A 19,692-nucleotide genomic window follows, 5' to 3' on the forward strand; every position below is an offset into this window, starting at 1 on the left:
AATATATAATGTATTTGTTATTTCGTCAGGAACGCCTGGTACTCATTCCACATCCCTTCGATGCTGCTATCTTCACCGAAGACACTTTTTATCGCTTTATCGAAACTCCAGACTTCCAGGTCGCGGACAGTCAGATGGAATTTACGTATAGCATCCGGATCTTTGGTTTTCAGCCATTGGATAAAGAAACCCGTTGTGCGGTAACCATCCATCCAGTTACCTCCGGGCTTGCGTGTATTCATATCAAAAAAACCGGCTTCTGCCCGCACAGCATCAGCCATTCCTTCGATACAGGCCCAAAATTCCTTATTGGTAGAATAACTCCCGATACCTCTCGGTTCGAACTGATAGGCATGAACCAACTCATGATATAAGACGCCACGTGTCTCAAAGTCGAGTTTATACAACGACTCGTTGGCTGACTTCTCTATGTGTTGTGTACTGTATTCGATAGAAATAACAGGAGGATTGCCGGATTTGGCAGATACACCGTCGTAGTCTTTCAGTGTATATTGAATGGTCTGCACGTCATTCATCGTATCCTGAGCGGTATAGAAAAGGATTTCCGCTACCTTTTCGGCATGGTATTTTATGTAAGCGTCCGGATCCTGCACCAGGTCGGCATAGATAGACGCCCCCTTTGTCTGAGGATCGAGCACCTCGAAGTCTACTTCGGGATATCTGAAATCTTTCCAGTCTGTCAGGAGGTTCTTTTCTGAGAAAGAGACATCGCCTATTATCAATATATCATTTCCCTCAGTGGATGCTTCCAGCATATACTGTTTATAATTTGAAGGATTAGCTATCGTGCAAAGTATCTCCTGATAGCGGGAGCAGAAACGCTGGTCTTTGCGTTCGTCAATCACCACCCATTTCGTTCCGTCGTACGAACCTTTTAATGTCCAGGTCGCCGGATCGTGTTCCGGCGTTTCTCCAGATGAGTAGAGTTTGTAACTTTGGATAGGAATGCTGCATTGAGTATCAAAAACAATTTTATTTAAGCCCTGCGCTCCCGTATAACAAGTGGTAGGATCTCCGTCCGATAATTCCGGGACATTTACAGAGATATTTTCCCTACATGCAGAGAATAAGAGTAAGCTAACTACTACAATTACATATTTATTCATAACAACACAACTTTACTGTTAACTCAATAATGCATTCACTATCCAAAGAAAACAACTCCCCAAAAATGCCTTTGTCTGAAAATGCCGATCAAACAAGGGCGGTGATAAATCACGAATGCAATATTAGTTAGTTTCCATCTCCCTAGGTTATTCCTCAAATACCAAAAGAGTGTCATAATCTGCCGGATGTAGATTATGACACTCTTTTGGTAATCCGGGACACTGATGGTTTCTTATAGGAAATGCCGATATTCCCGTATCGAAAGCATCGATAAGCACGTATCGAAGGTGCCAATAAGCACGTATCGACGACACCGATAAACACATATCGAAGGCAACGATGGAATAAGGAGTTAATTCTTCCGATATTCACCTGGTGTTTGGTTATACTTGGAGGCGAACTCGCGGTAGAAATAGGATTTATTTGAGATACCTACTTTATAGATGATCTCCTGTACATTCAGATTGGTCGTTACCAGCAATTGGGCAGCATACGTCAGCCGGTAATCCTTAATAAAGTCGGTCGGAGTAAGCGGAGATATTTTCTTGAACCGACGGTAAAGCGAACGGGTATTCATACCCATTTTCTCTGCAATCAGCTCGGGACGCAAAGTTTCCTTATCCAGATTCTCTGTGATGATAGCAATAACTTCATCCATAAATTCCTTATCTTCCTGATGGATCAACTGTCCCCCGGATTGCTCGTAAGCACTTTCCGGTGAATAGTAGTAATCTTTCAGATCCTTCTTACTTGTCATCAGACGATTCACCACCGAACGGAGCACAACCGACGAGAACGGTTTAGTCAGGTAAGCATCAGCCCCCAGGTCCAATCCTTCAGCCTGATCGCTTTCGGAGACACGGGCGGAAACGACGATCAACGGGATATGCCGGGTAAACTTATCCGACTTCACACGACTAATCAGCTCCAGACCGTCTATATCCGGCATCATTATATCTGTAATAATAAGAGCCGGTGTTTGTTTCTCCATCAAAGCGAGTGCCTCTTCCACACTAAACGCTTCTTCTATCGTATAAGCCGGGGATAAAGATTCTTTGATAAGCCAGACAATATCTTTATTGTCGTCTACCACAAGGATACAAGGTTTGTCATCCGCAGATACCGGTACCCCTATCTCACCCTGATCCGGAGAAGTCGCTAAAATACAGGTATCAGGTTCTTCGTTATCTTCCACCATATCGTCTTCATCTACTTCCAGATGTGGTAACCGTACGATAAATTCAGCAAATTTACCTTCTTCACTTTTCACTTCTATCGTACCACGCAAAGACTGCACCATACTATGACAGATAAACAATCCCAAACCGTTTCTGGAAGTCATTTGGGTATAATTGTTTCCATCCAGATCACCCAGTATACGATATCGGTCAAAGATTGTATTCAGGTCTGCTTCCGATATTCCTTTACCAGTATTATATACGCTGATGATTAACGAATCATCCTCTATCGTTGCCGAGATACGGATGTTGCCGGCCTCGTCCGTATATTTGAAAGCGTTGGATATCAGATTAACCAAAATCTTCTTCAGACCGGTAGGATCGGTATTCCAATTAAGAGAGTCCGGCAGAGATATCGTAAAGTTTATTCCATTCTGCTCGGCAATAGGGGTAAAGGAGTCGTATTGCCTGCGAATAATATCGGAAACGGATGTCTTTTTAATACTGAAATAGTTCATTCCCGCTTCCTCTATCTTGCGGAAGTCGAGGATTTCCTGGATCAGTTCGTTGAGGCTTATTACGTTATCCCGCAATATACGGATATATCTTATCAGTTTATTATCCGAAGTATTCTCTGCATAAGTATGGATATAATCCCCCACCCCGTTGATCAAAGTAAGCGGAGTGCAAAGTTCATGTGTGATATTGGCGAAGAAATTCAGCTTTGCCTCATATAGTTTTTCTTTTTGTTCTTCTCTGATCTTCCGTGCAACGAGTTGTTGCTTTTCTGCCATCCTCCGGTTGAAACGGTAGAGTAACCCCGTTAATAAAAGAAGAAATGCAAACACATATAATACGATTGCCCAGGTTGAACGATACCAGGGAGGAAGTACCTTCAATGGTAAAAGGTATTCGCGGGCATTCGAGTCATACACATCGTTTTTGTAGCGAACTTTCAACACATAGTTACCGTAAGGAAGTTTGGTGAACGATATTTCATTATTCTTCTGTAATTCCGTCCAGCCGGTATTATAATTCTGCAACAGGTAAGAGTATTCATAGTTTTCTCCATGAATATAATCTGTTGCAACAAACGAGATATTAAACGTCGAGATATCCGGAGGAATCACGAGCTGGGCTGATTCTGCATCCGTATAGTCGTAAAGACTTACCGTCTCCCCTCCCATCTTCAGTTCAAAGAAATGAAGGTCCGGCCGAAAGTTTTCCAACTGGTCATTTTGAGGTTCGATCCAGACGAGACCGTCAATACCACCGAAAAACAACCGTCCGGTATATTCGCATATCCAATAAGCGTCATCCGAAAATTCTGTAACTTTCAACTCCTGATGCCCATAGTTATGGAAGAAACTGTTACGGGGATTATATTTCGTCAATCCTTTATTGGTACTTAACCAGATACATTCATCCCGGTCTTCCAGTATACCGTGGATCATATCGTTGCTGATACCGTCACTCCTATCAAACTGTCTGACATCACAGGTGCCTGATGAATTACATTTCATACGGGTCATTCCGGAACTGGCACCCAGATAAAAAGTCGAGTCGCTACTATAATACAGGCTTAATACGTCACCAATCGCCTGGTTGGATGAATTATTCATCGACATAAAGTCATATTCCCGGGTAAGCAGGTCAAAACGTGCCATCCCGTATCCGCCGCGACTACCCAGATATATAGTCGATTTTCCGTCATAATACATCGAATAGAATTCGTTACAGACTTTTCCATCCTTCTCCAGTTGATAGGAATCAATGTATTTAACGATCAGACCCGATTTACTTTTCTCCAGAATAACCTCGATCAATCCATCCCCTGTCGTGGCTACCCACAAAGTAGAATCGTTTACCTCACAGATGGAATGCACATATCTTAATTTTGTATCGATCTTACTGGGAAGTGTATACACCTTCCCATCTTCATACGAATAATAGGAAAGCCCCGGACCATCCGTTCCGATCCATACCAAAGAATGATACCGGCTCTTATAAAAACAATATACACGGTTATTAGAAAGTCCGTTGGCTGTGGTATAACGGGTTATTTTATCGGAAGGTATCTGTTTTCCCTTATAAGAATCATACTCCTTTATACGAACAAAGCCATCGCCTTTTGTTCCGAACCATAACGTTTTATCTTCGTCGGTATAAACCGAACGTACAGGATTACGCATCACAAAAGGCAAATCTTCCAGCAACAACCCGTCAAAACGCTCAGACTTATCGTAAAACATCCTGACACCTTGTCCGTCCGTTCCGATCCAAAGAATATTCTGCTTATTGTCTTTAATCATACTAAAAATACCGATATTCAGATCGAAAGCTCCTTCCGGATCATCCAAATCCATCAATAAACCATCCCTGAACGCCAGGTATTGTTTCGACTGAAAAGAAACAATACGGGATATATCCCCATATTTCTTCATCCATACGGAAAGATCAGACAAATATTTTTCCTTTTTATCCTTCATTCCATATTGATACAATTTGTTCTCAGTATCCACATAATAGAGAACACCTTCTTCATAAAAAGCCTGTCTTATCTCTTTATCATGTATTTTGCTTTCTTTTATCTGTAATTTAAGAGGTAAAGTAGAATAATCCGGAATGATCTTTTTCAGAAAGCCGTCAGACGAAAGGATATAAAAATCCCCTTGCTCATCGGTAAACAAGGCTTTTACTGCATCCGGTGTTATCCCTTCTGTATAAATATCCTGAAAAGAACCAGCCCGGGCGGTATAACAAGAAATAAAATTCTTCCGGCTTACCAATAGCGTATTTTCCAGAGAGTCTGCAACAATCAGGCGGCATTCGGGATATTCCATATACGACTCCGTCACTTTGCGTTCTCTCAATGAAAACCGGTTCAGCCCCATCGAGGTCGAGATCCATAGATATTCTCCGCCACCTCCCGAAATCTTATGAATAATATTGCTGCAAAGTGTATTTTTATTATCAGGTTCAAAACGGTAAACATAGGTATTCTTCCCATTATACAAGTTCAATCCGTCATACGTTCCAAGCCATATATAACCATGGGCATCCTGATAAATATCTATTATCGCATTATTCGACAAATCAATATTATTCGCTTTATGGAACGCCATCGATGCCGCTCCTTTAAAAAAAGGACACAGCAGGAATAAGCCCAATAATAGAAATCGTATTGATAGGAATCGAGTCATTATTATGTTTATTATTGATCAGACGACAAATATAATCCATCTTTTCCGTAATATTAAAACTTTTTAAGCTTAAAGGAATAAAGGATTATTAATAAAGCGATAACTTCGCATATTCGAAGGTGATAATATCGTTTTAACACATATAATATATGAAAAAGTATCTACCTCTTGCTGCTTCCGCACTGCTTCTTGCTGCCTGCAGCGAAAAACCGGGTTACGAAATAACCGGTACAGTATCAAACGCCGATCTGAATGGAAAGTATGTATACCTCTATGAGTACGGAAATCCGGATGTCCCACCTCTGGACAGTGCATTAGTGGAAAACAACACTTTCAGATTCCAAGGGACACAAGAGGGTTCGCTGCTTGCTACTCTTCAGTTCTCGACGGATGTTGTTCCCGAAGAACGTGGCAAACCCAATTTGTTTAAAACAACCTTCACCCTTGAAAACGGAAAAATCATCGCCAACCTCGACACATTCTCTGTTGTGACCGGAACACCGGCCAATGATGCAGAAAAGGCATTGAAAGATGAGATCGCTCCGATTTATGATGAAATGGGTAAACTGGGGGATGCCATCCGTTCTGAAGATAAAGATATAGCCAAAGCCGCTGAAAAGAAGTATGACGAATTCAGTGAAAAGATCACACGGGCAATCTGTAACTATATCCTGGCCCACATGGATCAAAAAATGTCTGCTAAATATACGTTTGACAACCGCTACAATCTGAGTGAAGAACAACAGAGTGAAATCATCGCACAGGCTGACTCAACTTTCAAGGCATTCCCGGGTATCGACAAAATGATGAGCCGCCTCGAAATACTGAAAAATGTAGCTGTCGGCAAACAGTTCGTAGATTTCGAAATGGCTGATCCTAAAGGGGAAGTTCACAAACTGTCTGAATTTGTAGGTAATGGCAAAGTTGTCCTGATCGACTTCTGGGCATCCTGGTGTCCTCCTTGTCGTAAAGAAACACCGCATTTAGTCGAGCTATACAAACAATACAAGAATAAAGGTTTTGAAATCGTTGGTATTTCATTGGATAGTAAAGCCGATGCATGGGCAAAAGGTGTAAAAGACCTGAACATTACCTGGATACAACTATCTGACCTGAAAGGCTGGCAAAATGCAGGTGCCGCTCTATACGGAGTAAACAGCATTCCTCATACGGTTCTGGTCGACAAAGACGGTACAATCATCGCCAAGAATATTCATGGTGAAGAGATAGATGCCAAACTACAGGAGACTCTAAATAAATAAGGTATATGTCCGCTCAGATCACATTAAAGTGGAAAAAAGATTCTACTTTTGAAACCGAGTTGAACGGCCACCCGATCATCATCGATACCTCCGTAGAAAACGGGGGTAACGATGAAGGGCCGCGCCCCAAAGCTCTGATGTTGGTTGCCTTGGCCGGATGTACAGGCATGGATGTAGCCCCCCTTTTCCGGAAGATGCGGGTACATTTTGAAAGTCTCTCCATTGACGTCACCGCAGAAACATCCGACGGCATTCCGATGGTCTACACCGGCTTTCATGTGACTTACCATGTCGTTGCCAACCCAGCCGACAGCGCCAAAATAGTGAAAGCAGTCCGCTTATCACAAGAAAAGTATTGCGGAGTAACGCTTATGATGAAAAAGATAGCTCCTGTCACCTGGGATATCATCCTCAACGAAACACCTCTAAATGTTGATTCCACAGAGAAATAACAAACCTGGTCTGTTGCATGGAAAAATTAAAAACTCTATCTTTGTGCGGCTTTAACAAAGGCGATATTACATAGAAATTAGCAAAAAGTTTTATTATCACTTTAATATAATAAATTAGCGATTATGATTTATTCACATGAAGTTCAACACATGTGTGTTGTAAAGAAGGGAGCCAACCATCCTTGTGCTCCGATTCCTGAAGAAGGAAAATGGGTTAGATCTACTCAGATCACTGACATCTCAGGTTTGACTCATGGTGTGGGTTGGTGTGCTCCTCAGCAAGGTGCATGTAAACTGACACTGAACGTAAAGGAAGGAATCATTCAGGAAGCTCTGGTTGAAACAATCGGTTGCTCTGGTATGACTCACTCTGCTGCGATGGCATCAGAAATCCTTCCGGGCAAAACTCTTCTGGAAGCATTGAACACTGACCTTGTTTGCGACGCTATCAACACAGCTATGCGCGAATTATTCCTGCAGATCGTTTACGGACGTACACAGTCTGCTTTCTCTGAAGGTGGTCTGCCTATCGGAGCCGGTCTGGAAGACTTAGGTAAAGGTCTGCGTAGCCAGGTTGGTACCATGTTCGGTACTTTGGCTAAAGGTGTTCGTTACCTGGAAATGGCAGAAGGTTACTGTACTCGTATGGCATTGGATGCTGACGATCAGGTTATCGGATATGAATTCATCCACCTGGGTAAATTCATGGATATGGTAAAGAAAGGTATCGATGCTAACGAAGCACTGGAAAAAGCGAAGAGTTCTTACGGTCGTTTCAAAGAAGCTGTAAAATATATCGATCCTCGTAATGAATAAGAAAACACTGACACGCGTCCTGATCGGGCTAATTATTGTAACTGTTATCGCGACGGTAATCACCTACTTCGTTATGAAGCCGGACCGTCCTTGGATGGCATTTTATATGGCTTGTTGCGGCGGTGTGCTTGTTTTCAACTTTCTAATATCTTTATTCCTGGTAAATAAGAATTTAAAAAAGTAAAAATAATATGGCTTTATTTGAAAGTTACGACCGTCGTATTGAGCATATCAACGCGGTTTTAAAAGAATATGGTATCAACGGTATCGAAGATGCAAAAGCTATCTGCGACGCTAAAGGTATCGATCCTTATACAATGTGTAAGGAAACTCAACCTATCTGTTTCGAAAATGCTTGCTGGGCTTACGTTGTAGGTGCTGCTATCGCTATCAAGAAAGGTTGTACAAGCGCTGCTGACGCTGCTGAAGCTATCGGTATCGGTCTGCAGGCATTCTGTATCGCTGGTTCTGTTGCTGACGACCGTAAGGTAGGTATCGGCCACGGTAACCTGGGTGCACGTCTGCTTCGCGAAGAAACAAAATGTTTCGCATTCCTGGCAGGTCACGAATCTTTCGCTGCTGCTGAAGGTGCTATCAAGATCGCAGAAATGGCAAACAAAGTTCGTAAAGAACCGTTGCGCGTTATCCTGAACGGTCTGGGTAAAGATGCTGCTATGATTATTTCCCGTATCAATGGCTTTACTTATGTTCAAACTCAGTTTGACTATGCAACAGGTGCTTTGAACGTGATCAAAGAAACTCCGTATTCAGAAGGTCTTCGTGCAAAAGTAAAATGCTACGGTTGCGACGACGTTCGCGAAGGTGTTGCTGTAATGCGTGCTGAAGGTGTTGACGTATCTATCACAGGTAACTCAACTAACCCGACTCGTTTCCAGCACCCGGTAGCCGGTACATACAAGAAAGAATGTATGGAAAATGGCCACAACTACTTCTCTGTTGCTTCAGGTGGTGGTACAGGCCGTACTCTGCACCCGGATAACATGGCTGCAGGTCCTGCTTCTTACGGTATGACCGACACAATGGGCCGTATGCACGGTGACGCTCAGTTCGCTGGTTCTTCATCAGTTCCTGCTCACGTAGAAATGATGGGATTCCTGGGTATGGGTAACAACCCGATGGTAGGTGCTACTGTTGCAGTGGCTGTTGCTATCGAGGAAGCTATGAAGAAGTAATTAAAACTTCATATAAAGGAAAACTCCTGCAATCATCGACTGCAGGAGTTTTTTATTTTGTGTAAAGAATGTTTATTTCGACTATCTTCGTCCACCGTTTCTACCGGATGAATTAGAACGACCGTTCTTATTTGTCTGACTGTTTGTCGAATTATTGTAATGTTCCGTACGGTTACTTGTTCCCGAATTTGGACGAGTTACCTCAGGTTTCGTTTCGGGACGGGTAGGACGATTTGTCTCCGGACGGCTCGATTCGGGACGGTTTGTCTCAGGGCGCCCGGGTCTATTCGATTCAGGACGGTTCGATTCAGGACGGCTAGGCCTGTTCGGACGATTCGGATGGTTCGGACGATGGTCCGGGTGGATATAAATCGGACGGCCATAAGGGGGAAACACCATTGGAGGAGCTATCGGTGGCAAATAATTTACATCATCATATAAAAACTCATAGCCTGTCAGGTAATTATCCCAGAATTCCAGGGCATACACTTCATTCTTGCCCGTCCGGTATTCCAACACTTCCTGTACATAGCCATCTTTCTTATTGACAGCCAATACCCGTTCGGGAGGTCCCATTAGGTTCTCCACTTCGGCAATGGTCATCCCGGTCGTCAACATCCCCAAGTCGAGATATTTATAAGCACCACAGGCGACCAACAAGAAAGAGGTCAATATTACCAAACTTAATTTCTTCATGACTATTAAGATATTAAAGACTCCAGATACTCCACAAATTCGGAAGTCATCCAGTTGCCGTCATAGAGCTCTCCATTAACGAAAAATGTAGGTGTACCCTGAACATTATTCTCTATACCGGAGTCGTAATCGTCTTTCACCTTCTGATAGAAACGGTCTTTACCGAAATCCGCTTCAAACTCGGCTGCTTTTATACCCAGCTTTCTGGCATACTCCAATAAATAATAATCATCCAAAGCATTCTGATTCTCAAAAAGAAGATCATGCATTTCCCAGAACTTTCCGTAAGAACCGGCTATCTCCACAGCAATAGCGGCATGCAAAGCATGTGGGTGTAATTCAGTCAGTGGAAAATTCCGGAAAACAAACTTAATCTTGTTTCCGAGTTTCTTCTGTATCTCTTTTACTATATGGTAAGCTCTCCCACAGTAGGGACATTGAAAATCTGCATACTCAATTAATTCTATCGGTGCATTGACCGAACCTTGAACATGATCGTTCTTATTTACTTCCAAATACATATCTGTTACTATTTGATTTCTAAATAATAACACCATAGGTATTTCATTTGTTGTTCATATTAGCACTTCATTAACTGAATTGATTTTGTTTTTTATCTATCTTCGCATATATGAAACGAGGTACAGCTGATTTACCATTACATTACGGAACAGTCCCACCCTGGCTGGCTCAACGTATGAGTTTACTCGGAGGAGCCATTGCCGAAGCAATTATTATCGAATATGGTCGTCCGGCCTTATTACGACGGCTTAGTGATCCTTTCTGGTTTCAGTCGTTAGGATGTGTGTTGGGAATGGACTGGCATTCATCAGGTATTACGACATCTGTTATGAATGCCCTGAGAAAAGCGATCAATTACAGGTCGGAAGAACTGGGCGTTTATATTTGCGGAGGAAGGGGTAAGTTTTCAAGAGAAACACCTAATCAACTCCTGGAAGTAGCCGATAAAACCGGATTGAACGGAAATGAACTGGTAAGATGCAGCAAACTGGCGGCCAAAGTCGATAATACAGCCGTTCAGGATGGTTTTCAACTTTATCTACATACGTTTGTCGTCACCAAAGAGGGCGACTGGTCTGTCATACAACAAGGAATGAACCCGAATGAGCGTATGGCCCGGCGTTATCACTGGCTGTCGTCTTCGCTCCGTTCGTTTATGGAGGAGCCTCATACTTCCGTTTGTGGCAGAAACCAGGGATTGATACTTAACCTGACAGATAAGCTGGCTGCTCCAACCAAAGAGGGAATCGTCGAACTGACAAAAGAGACACCGGATAAGTTGATGCGTGAAGTTTCTATCATTCTTCCCAATCACCATGAAGTAAGGGCTGAAGATGTAAACCTTAAACGGCTGGGAGCAGCCTTACTCCTGGCCCATGAAACCAATATCTCCGATATGGAGTCGCTTCTCCTGTTGGAAGGAGTCGGCCCGAGAACCTTACAATCGCTAACACTGGTCAGCGAAGTGATACACGGCACCCCTTCCCGCTTCTCCGATCCTGCACGTTTCTCTTTTGCCCACGGAGGGAAAGACGGACATCCATTCCCTGTCCCAACAAGCGTCTATGATGAAACGATTGAAGTATTTAATAATGCGATCCATAAAGCGCACCTTGGGGAAAAAGACAAGTCCGACGCATTAAAAAACCTTTCCAAAATTTCGCAAGAGATGGAAAAAGGATATACCCCCAACAATTATTTCGACGACTGGGTACAATATGAGCGGGATACATCTTATAAATACAATGGAAAAACCGTCTTCGGAGATTCAAAAAAACCACAGAAAAAAGAAGATAAAAATACAGGTGGAATACAATTGAGTCTATGGGACTAAAATTCAGATTTTAAATATCTATCGCCTAAAGTACATAGTCTCAGCAGAACTCATGTACTTTTTGAAACAAATATAGTAATATTATTTAAATCAAAACAAAAATATGAGAATTTTATTCAAAAAGTACAGTATCCATTAATCTGTAAAAAACACTACCACTCCAAACAAATACTTAAACACCTGATTTACAACCCACATAGATATTATTAAACAAATCCACATCAAACAAAATATACTATTTCTCTCTTTTACAGACCTCCAGATAAAGAAAAAGTACATGAGTTCTGCTGAGACTGTGGTATTTTTTATGCACCAACAAAATGGGATAATTCATAAGCATTTAAATACAAACATAAGCACTTAGCGGCATAATTTAATTTACAAAGCCGGCAGCACATACGCCTCAACTCTTAACAAAACAAAAACAAACAGATTGTTAAACTTAAATATTATAATATGTTAACAAAATCTAAACTAACTACAGTATGTATTCTCCTGACCGCCTTAGGTATGGGAGAAATAATCAATGCAACTGCTATTCCGAGCTCGACAAGCTTTGAGATCACACAACAAAAAAGCAGAGTCACAGGTCTTGTCGAAGATGAACACGGACCTATAGCCGGAGCTTCTATCTTTGTGAAAGAAACTTCCAATGGAACGATCACCGATACGGATGGTAAGTTCTCGCTGGACGGAATGCAAAAAGGGGCTACACTTGTCATTTCATTCGTAGGACTAAAAACACAGGAAATTGTATGGAATGGACAAAAGGTATTAGAAATCAAGATGGTCGATGAAGCACTGGATTTGGATGAAGTAGTCGTTGTTGCATACGGCACCGCCAAAAAATCTGCTTTTACAGGTTCTGCAGCCGTCGTTAATTCGGAAAAGTTAACCCAACGATCCACAACCAATGTAGTGCAAGCGCTGTCTGGTCAAGTGGCAGGTTTACAAATGACCTCAGGCTCCGGGCAACCCGGGGGAGACGCTCCTACCCTGCTTATCCGTGGTATAGGCTCACTTAATGCCAAAAACGATCCTCTTATCATTGTAGACGGAATGCCTTATGAAGGAGGATGGAACAATATCAACCCGGCAGATGTCGAATCTGTTTCCGTACTTAAAGACGCTGCATCCAATGCACTTTACGGAGCACGCGGAGCCAACGGTGTCATCATCATTACAACAAAACAGGCAAAAGCGGGCGAAGCAAAAGTTACGGCTACCGCTAAATGGGGAGTCAATACCCGGGGTACAATAGATTATGATTATATCAAAGACCCGGGAGAATATTATGAAGCACATTACAAAGCTTTATACAATCAATTGAGATACGTCAAAGGATTGCCTGAAAACGAAGCTTATGTACAAGCTAATACCAACATGGTAGGCAACATCAAAGAAAATGGCGGATTAACCTACAATGTATTTAATTATCCGGAAAATGAATATCTGATCGGTCAAAACGGCAAACTAAACCCGAACGCCACAGTAGGCAGAGTCGTAAACGGACATATGCTTTATCCGGACAATTGGATAGATGAAGCTTACAGTTCGGCATTACGCCAGGAATACAATGTCAACATTGCCGGAGGTAGCAATAAAATGCAAATGTACGGTTCTTTCGGATATCTGAATGACGAAGGTGTTGTTCCGAACGCCGGATATGAACGTTACTCCACCCGCTTCAAAGGTTCTTATCAGGCAAAGAGTTGGCTGAAGTTCGGAGCAAACATAAGCTATACGCACAGCAAAACCTCCACTCTGTCAGAAAGCTATGACACAGACCTGTCCTCTTTTACAGAATCAATGGCTCCTATCTTCCCTGTATATATAAGGGATGAAAAAGGTAATATCATGACAGATGAAAATGGCAAAATGTATGATTACGGAACCAACAACACAGCACTGGGGCTCGCCCGTGCCAATCATCCGAATGCATCCATACAATCGTCCATGCTCAATTTCAGGGAAACAAATGCCAATACGCTGAATGGAAACGGTTTCATCGATATTACATTCCTGAAAGATTTCAAATTCACTTTCAATGCAGGTACTACGATTCGCGAACAAAGATATTTTACAACAGGTAACCCATTCTACGGCTTCGGAGCGGAACAGAACGGAACAATATCCGTTTACCACTACCGTACAACAACGCTCAACCTCCAACAGATATTAAATTACAACCGCAGTTTTGGCAAACACAATTTCTCAGCCATGTTGGGACATGAAAGCTATAAATACAACTATGTACAATTATCCGCAGGTAAAAAAAATATGTTTTCTTATTGGGGCAACCATGAGCTAAACGGCGCTGTAATAGACGGCGCCTCCGCAGAATCGTACGCCAATAATTATAATACCGAAGGCTATTTCCTCCGGGGATTATACGATTACGACAGTAAATACTTCTTTTCCGTATCTTATCGCCGGGACGCTTCGTCCCGTTTCCATCCAGATCACTGGTGGGGGAATTTCTATTCGTTCGGGGGAGCATATCTGATGTCAAAAGAAGATTGGTTCAAGGTTGACTGGCTTGATTTGTTTAAAGTAAAATTCTCTGTCGGACAGCAGGGCAATGACAACTTAGGTTCGGATTTCCGTTATGTCGATACATATACTATTAAAAATAACAATGGTGAACTATCACTTGCATTCAGCCAAAAAGGGAATAAGGATATCACCTGGGAAACTAACACCAATACGAATCTGGGAGTAGAATTTGAAATATTAAACAGAAAATTGACCGGTAGTATAGAATACTTCCATCGTAAAACTACGGATATGCTGAACTGGTTCAATGTTCCGCTGTCATTGGGATATGCCGGATATTATGCAAATGTCGGCAATATGATCAACCAGGGTATAGAGCTCGATTTTACTTATATACCCATCAATAAAAAGAATTTCACATGGAAAATCAATTTCAATCTGACACATTATAAGAACAAGATCAGTTATCTGCCGGAAGATAAGAAAACGGATGTAATGGACGGGCATGCCGGATATATGAACGGAAGCAGATATTACGGAGAAGGATTGCCAATCAACACCTGGTATATGAATCAATATGCCGGCGTTTCGGAAGAAGGACTTTCCATGTGGTACTACACAGACAAAGAAACGGGAGAGAAAAAGACCACCACAACTTATTCGAGCGCCGATAATTATTTATGTGGAGACCCCAATCCGGATCTGTACGGAGGATTCGGTACGTCACTCAATATCTACGGTTTCGATTTCTCGGCACAACTGGCTTATTCTATCGGAGGAAAAACCTATGATTACGGATATTCCGGTATCATGTCTAATCCGACAGCATCGACAGTTGGTTATCGCTGGCATAAGGATGTACTCGATGCCTGGTCACCCGATAATACAGGCTCACAGATTCCACGCTGGTATTTCAATGATTTGAACACTGCCTCTTTCTCAGACCGCTTCCTGATTGACGCCAGTTATCTGAGTTTACAGAATGTACAGGTAGGATACACTATTCCTAAAAGAATAACATCCCATCTGGGTGTCGATAACTTACGCCTGTACTTCGTTTGCGATAATGTATATTATTGGTCTAAAAGAAAAGGACTCGACCCACGACGCTCTTACAAAGGAGACGGGGCATCAGGAGTCATCTCTCCGCTACGCAGTTTTTCCGGAGGCCTAAGTCTGCAATTCTGATTATATCCAACTATTAAATTTAGAAACAATGAAAACGAAAAATATATTTAAAGTCACAACAGTTGCCGGCCTGTTATCTTTGGGCCTGGGAATGAATAGTTGCATTGAACAAACGTTTCCTGAAAGTTCCACCGTTACAGCCGACCAGATAGCCGATTCGCCGGCAGGTATGCAGGCCATGCTCAATGCCGTAGTCGGTTATATAAACACCTATAATTCGTATGGTAATGGTTATAATTTTGACTTCGGTTACAGTGCTTTCGGTATGACAAGGGAAACGATGGGCGAAGATTTTTTCGTATACAAATCCAATTACGATTATTTCAGTACCTTCGGAACCTGTAGGACATTGGCCGAATCATCGACAGTAAACAGCCTCTATTATTTCTACTACAAATTCCTGAACAATGCAAACAACCTGATACGACTGATCGATCCCGAAACAACGAATGAAACGAACAAGCAATATCTCGGTATAGCCAAGACGTTCCGTGCAATGATCTATATGGATATCAGCCGTTTCTTCGAATATAAGAAGACAGGAATCGCCAAACTGGACAATGAGGCAGAGGCTAACAAAGTATATGGACTAACAGTTCCCATCATTTATGAAGATATGCCCGAAACGGATGCACGTAATAATCCACGTGTTCCCTTTTATACAATGTACGAGTATATACTGAACGACCTGAATAAGGCGGAGGAATTATTGCAGGATTATGTACGACCGACCAAGAACATACCGGATCTTACTGTTATATACGGTTTGAAAGCACGCTTCTGGCTCGAATTAGGTTCCCGCTTTGAGAAATATCCGAACGACCTTTCAGCTCTTACCCAAAATGTTCAGATAGGAATCAATTCAACAAAAGATTGTTACGACAAAGCAATCGAATATGCAAAAAAAGCAAGATCGAACAGCAATGCAAGCCCGTTGACAGAAGAAGAATGGTTCGGCGGGAAAAATTATACCACTGCATTCAATAGCATACAGACCGGAGCATGGCTATGGGGGTCTATTATGAATCAGGAAAATATCCATAGCACGTGGTTAAATTACGCCGGAAATATTTGTTCGGAACAAACCTTCGGTGTTGGAAATACGGCCTATTGGGCCTGCCGTACGATCAGTAAAAACTTATTCGATCAGATACCGGATACCGACTGGCGTAAAACGACCTGGATAGCACCGGAAGATGCAGGTAAAGCACCCGGTAATAAATACCATACGATATTGTCGGAAAGCGGATTCAAGTTATTACCGCCTTATACGCATTTGAAGTTTAAGCCAAAAGAGGGAAATATGATTGATGCGAATGTCGGTGCTCCGATCGACTACCTTATGATGCGTGTTGAAGAAATGTACTTTATAGAAGCGGAAGCACTTGGAGCAAGCCAGGGTGTTGCAGCAGGCGTAAATGCATTACAGAATTTTATGACAACCTACCGTTATCCGGAATATACCTGCAATGCTACAACACTGGAGGAGTTCAGAAAAGAACTTATATTGCAAAAAAGGATAGAGTTTTGGGGAGAAGGGATTATTTTCTGGGACTACAAACGTCTGGAACTTCCGGTTAAAAGAGGATATCCGGGAACCAATGCACCAGTCGGATATCGTATGAACTCAATTGAAGGTTATTGCGCTCCCTGGTTCAATGTCTTTTTCAGCAAATACGAATCATTGCAAAACAAAGCAATTGTATTGAATCCGGATCCATCATCCGCCATAGAAGACTGGACAGAATAAAAAATGGTTATAAGGCGGTGTGTCAAAACTCCGTTTTGTCATGGCGGACTTGATCCGCCATCTCATATTAAGCACTGGTTATCAGTGTAGGATGCGATCCCGGGTAAAGCCCGGGATGACAGGACAGTGCATTATGACACACCTCCTATAATAAATAGATCTTTATTATCGTCTCACCAATGTATATTTATACGCCGTCTCCGTACAATCCTGAATGAATAACGTATCACCGCTTATTGCTAACGGATAGGAAGGATTGGTGGCATAAAAGACATCCATCAGGTAGCCGGCATCCGTATCGGCTTTCCGCCAGTTCAGGTCGCCGGGCTCATCCTTACCTTCTTCTGTCCAGATATATTTGTCGCCGTTGAAAGTGATAAAAGTATTTTCAAATTCGCAGGTCTCACGGGGATTCTCTCCGCTGACCAATTCCCATTTCCCATTTACCAGCTCTTTGACTTCGGTCAACTCCTTGTCGCAAAGAGATGTTCTGACGATAGCCTGAGACGTAGTTTTTATCTCTTTCCGATCAGATTTGCTCTTGCAACTGCTTGTCCCGATCAGGCATAGACCGGCTATGGCCAGGATGGCAATAAGACTCTTTTTCACGTTATTCATATCCGATATTTTATTTACAATGTTCTTTGATCAGTCTTTCAGCCAACGGATCACCCAACTCTTTTGCTTTGTTAAGGGCTTCGCAAGCCTCTGCTTTCTTCTCCATACGGACATAGCAGATACCTTTCAGACGGTAGCAAGCAGCAAAATCGGGAGCCACTTTCAAGGCATTCTCGATACTCGTCAATGCATCGTTATAGTTTTTCATGCGGACATAAACGGAAGCTTCTTCCGCACGGTAATCGGGAATATCCGGACTCAGTCGGATCGCTTCTTTAATATCGGCTAAAGCACCTTCCAGATCATCGGAGCGGAATTTAGCCTGTTCGCGATAATAATAGAAATTGCTGGTTACATCACCGTTCATGGCCTTATAATACAGGTCGTAGTCGGCAATAGCCTCTGCATACTGGGACAGGCGTAGCTTCCAGTCAATACGTTCAAGGATATATTGCCCGGCTTCCGGAGTCAATGGTAGACCGCTCTTCTCGATCGCACCATCCAACAGCGCAATGATATCACCGATATTGAAACCTGTTACATTCTCTTTTGCCTTTGCAGCCCAGTAGAAAGAGGTTGGCGATGCCAGGTCGCTGTTATTCACAACCATATACTCATTATAAGCCTGTTCGTATTCTTTCAGGAAGAAATGGATATCTCCCGCCAGTTGGTGATAAACAGGAAGATCTTCCTCCTGGATTGCCTTCTGAATAGTTTCCTGGGCAGCTTGTACGGACCATGCCGGATCGGTCAGGGTCGTATCGCCGGCGGCTACATTATAGATCAGTTTAGCCTGATTATAATAAACGTCCCCTTTTTTATCGCTAAACTTTGAAGCAGTCTTAATATCATCCAACGCCTTATTCAGATAGTCAGCCTGTTCAGCCGGAGTAGAAGCCAGTTCAATACGACGACCGGCATAGTGAGAGGCACGGTTCAGATAACCGTCTGCCGAGTTCGGGAAAGTAGCAATAAAATCATTCAATGTCTCCAGATAACTTTTTGCATCCTGTGTGCTACCTTTCAGGAATAAAGCGACCTGCGCTTGTTCTTCATCCGCCGGCCATGCCTTCTTTATACCTATATTATTATAGACTGTATTCAGGAAATCGGTTGCAGCCATAGACAGGCTATTGGTATAAGCAGCCGATACGGCATACGAAACATCTTTCTTACCGGAAGCATCCGCCTGTGCCAATCCGAATACCAGACCTTCAGCATTCAGAATCGGAGCATTTGTCTGTCCGTCTTCCAGGGGTATCGATAATTTATAATAACTGTAAGGATCTTTCAGTTTGCTGACTTCCGTGATCGTTCCCTGTCCGAAGTTGGGCGTTTTTGCCGTAGTATACGGTAACAGATAAGCTGCTGTTCCCACGGCTAACGGATCGGAAGCGATGGAAAGGAACTGCACTTTCTTCGGCGCTTCGCTCTTCACTTTTATGACATCATACAACTCGTCGGCTCCGACAACAGCCATCACGGGGTAGGTTTTCCCATCCACATCGGTGATCGTTGCCTTCTCAGCACCTTTAAACAGATCGTAACCAGCAAGGACATCGCCTGTTTCGGAAACATAAAAACCTGTTCCTGATGTAAGTTTAGCTCCGTCTTTCCCGTATGTAGTGATTAAAACAACGGCCTTTTTACTTTTGTCCATCCATTTAGGGGCGTTCTTCTGTGCTGTTGCCGGTAATAAATGGCAACAAATTAAAATAAGTAGTAATAGTGTTTGTTTCATTTCTTTTCTCATGTTATCAGATATGCCGACAAATGTAATACTTTATTGTCTTTGTACATATTGTCAGAGTATAAATTTATCCGCTAACGTACGCAGCAGGCAGATGCAGCAGGTTA

Annotated in this window: 14 protein-coding genes; 8 read left to right on the forward strand and 6 right to left on the reverse strand. The window is 42.6% G+C overall.

Annotation, left to right across the window (positions count from 1 at the left end; all coding sequences use genetic code 11):
• Nucleotides 1–17 precede the first annotated feature (17 nt).
• A complete protein-coding gene (locus BQ7394_RS07235; RefSeq protein ID WP_075556743.1) occupies nucleotides 18–1,127 on the reverse strand; it encodes a basic secretory protein-like protein in 1,110 nt (369 codons plus the stop codon).
• A gap of 353 nt (nucleotides 1,128–1,480) precedes the next feature.
• Nucleotides 1,481–5,509 carry a hybrid sensor histidine kinase/response regulator transcription factor gene (locus tag BQ7394_RS07240; RefSeq protein ID WP_075556744.1) on the reverse strand — a complete coding sequence of 1,343 codons (4,029 nt, stop codon included), beginning with the start codon at nucleotides 5,507–5,509 and terminating at the stop codon, nucleotides 1,481–1,483.
• Between the two features lie 149 nt (nucleotides 5,510–5,658).
• Here BQ7394_RS07240 and BQ7394_RS07245 point away from each other — a divergent pair, with 149 nt between their 5' ends.
• The 5 genes from BQ7394_RS07245 to BQ7394_RS07265 all read left to right on the forward strand — a co-directional run bounded on the left by BQ7394_RS07245 (nucleotide 5,659) and on the right by BQ7394_RS07265 (nucleotide 9,232).
• Nucleotides 5,659–6,771, forward strand: coding sequence for a TlpA disulfide reductase family protein (locus BQ7394_RS07245; RefSeq protein ID WP_075556745.1), 1,113 nt, complete (start codon nucleotides 5,659–5,661; stop codon nucleotides 6,769–6,771).
• Nucleotides 6,772–6,776: 5 nt separating this feature from the next.
• On the forward strand, nucleotides 6,777–7,223 hold the full coding sequence (locus tag BQ7394_RS07250; RefSeq protein ID WP_075556746.1) for an OsmC family protein: 447 nt from the start codon (nucleotides 6,777–6,779) through the stop codon (nucleotides 7,221–7,223).
• Nucleotides 7,224–7,346: 123 nt separating this feature from the next.
• Entirely contained in the window at nucleotides 7,347–8,039 is a 693-nt protein-coding gene (locus tag BQ7394_RS07255) for an iron-sulfur cluster assembly scaffold protein (RefSeq protein WP_075556747.1), read from the forward strand.
• A complete protein-coding gene (locus BQ7394_RS07260; RefSeq protein WP_075556748.1) occupies nucleotides 8,032–8,223 on the forward strand; it encodes a hypothetical protein in 192 nt (63 codons plus the stop codon). Before BQ7394_RS07255 ends, BQ7394_RS07260 begins: the two co-directional genes overlap by 8 nt.
• Before the next feature lie 7 nt (nucleotides 8,224–8,230).
• The gene (locus tag BQ7394_RS07265) at nucleotides 8,231–9,232 is read left to right on the forward strand and encodes a GGGtGRT protein (protein ID WP_075556749.1); all 1,002 of its coding nucleotides are present in this window, start codon (nucleotides 8,231–8,233) and stop codon (nucleotides 9,230–9,232) included.
• Between the two features lie 81 nt (nucleotides 9,233–9,313).
• Here the strand turns inward: BQ7394_RS07265 and BQ7394_RS07270 are convergent, their stop codons facing one another.
• Nucleotides 9,314–9,928 (reverse strand): hypothetical protein, encoded by a 615-nt coding sequence (locus BQ7394_RS07270; protein WP_075556750.1) that lies wholly within the window; start codon nucleotides 9,926–9,928, stop codon nucleotides 9,314–9,316.
• Nucleotides 9,929–9,933: 5 nt separating this feature from the next.
• Nucleotides 9,934–10,449, reverse strand: a complete 516-nt coding sequence (locus BQ7394_RS07275; protein ID WP_235848685.1) for a DsbA family protein — start codon at nucleotides 10,447–10,449, stop codon at nucleotides 9,934–9,936.
• A 110-nt stretch (nucleotides 10,450–10,559) separates the two neighbouring features.
• On the opposite strand from BQ7394_RS07275, the gene BQ7394_RS07280 reads away from it, so the two are divergent.
• The 3 genes from BQ7394_RS07280 (at nucleotide 10,560) to BQ7394_RS07290 (ending at nucleotide 17,217) form a co-directional block, all read left to right on the forward strand.
• The gene (locus BQ7394_RS07280; RefSeq protein ID WP_075556752.1) at nucleotides 10,560–11,783 is read left to right on the forward strand and encodes a DUF763 domain-containing protein; all 1,224 of its coding nucleotides are present in this window, start codon (nucleotides 10,560–10,562) and stop codon (nucleotides 11,781–11,783) included.
• Between the two features lie 510 nt (nucleotides 11,784–12,293).
• Entirely contained in the window at nucleotides 12,294–15,467 is a 3,174-nt protein-coding gene (locus BQ7394_RS07285; RefSeq protein ID WP_075556905.1) for a SusC/RagA family TonB-linked outer membrane protein, read from the forward strand.
• A 28-nt stretch (nucleotides 15,468–15,495) separates the two neighbouring features.
• Nucleotides 15,496–17,217: a RagB/SusD family nutrient uptake outer membrane protein gene (locus tag BQ7394_RS07290; RefSeq protein ID WP_075556753.1), complete on the forward strand. Its 1,722-nt coding sequence runs from the start codon at nucleotides 15,496–15,498 to the stop codon at nucleotides 17,215–17,217.
• Between the two features lie 165 nt (nucleotides 17,218–17,382).
• On the opposite strand, the gene BQ7394_RS07295 is transcribed toward BQ7394_RS07290, so the two are convergent.
• Together BQ7394_RS07295 and BQ7394_RS07300 are read right to left on the reverse strand one after the other, a co-directional pair.
• Nucleotides 17,383–17,835: a lipocalin/fatty acid-binding family protein gene (locus BQ7394_RS07295; protein WP_075556754.1), complete on the reverse strand. Its 453-nt coding sequence runs from the start codon at nucleotides 17,833–17,835 to the stop codon at nucleotides 17,383–17,385.
• A 10-nt stretch (nucleotides 17,836–17,845) separates the two neighbouring features.
• Entirely contained in the window at nucleotides 17,846–19,576 is a 1,731-nt protein-coding gene (locus tag BQ7394_RS07300) for a serine protease (protein ID WP_075556755.1), read from the reverse strand.
• Between the last annotated feature and the right edge of the window lie 116 nt (nucleotides 19,577–19,692).

The sequence above is a fragment of the Parabacteroides timonensis genome (assembly GCF_900128505.1).
GTDB lineage: Bacteria > Bacteroidota > Bacteroidia > Bacteroidales > Tannerellaceae > Parabacteroides > Parabacteroides timonensis.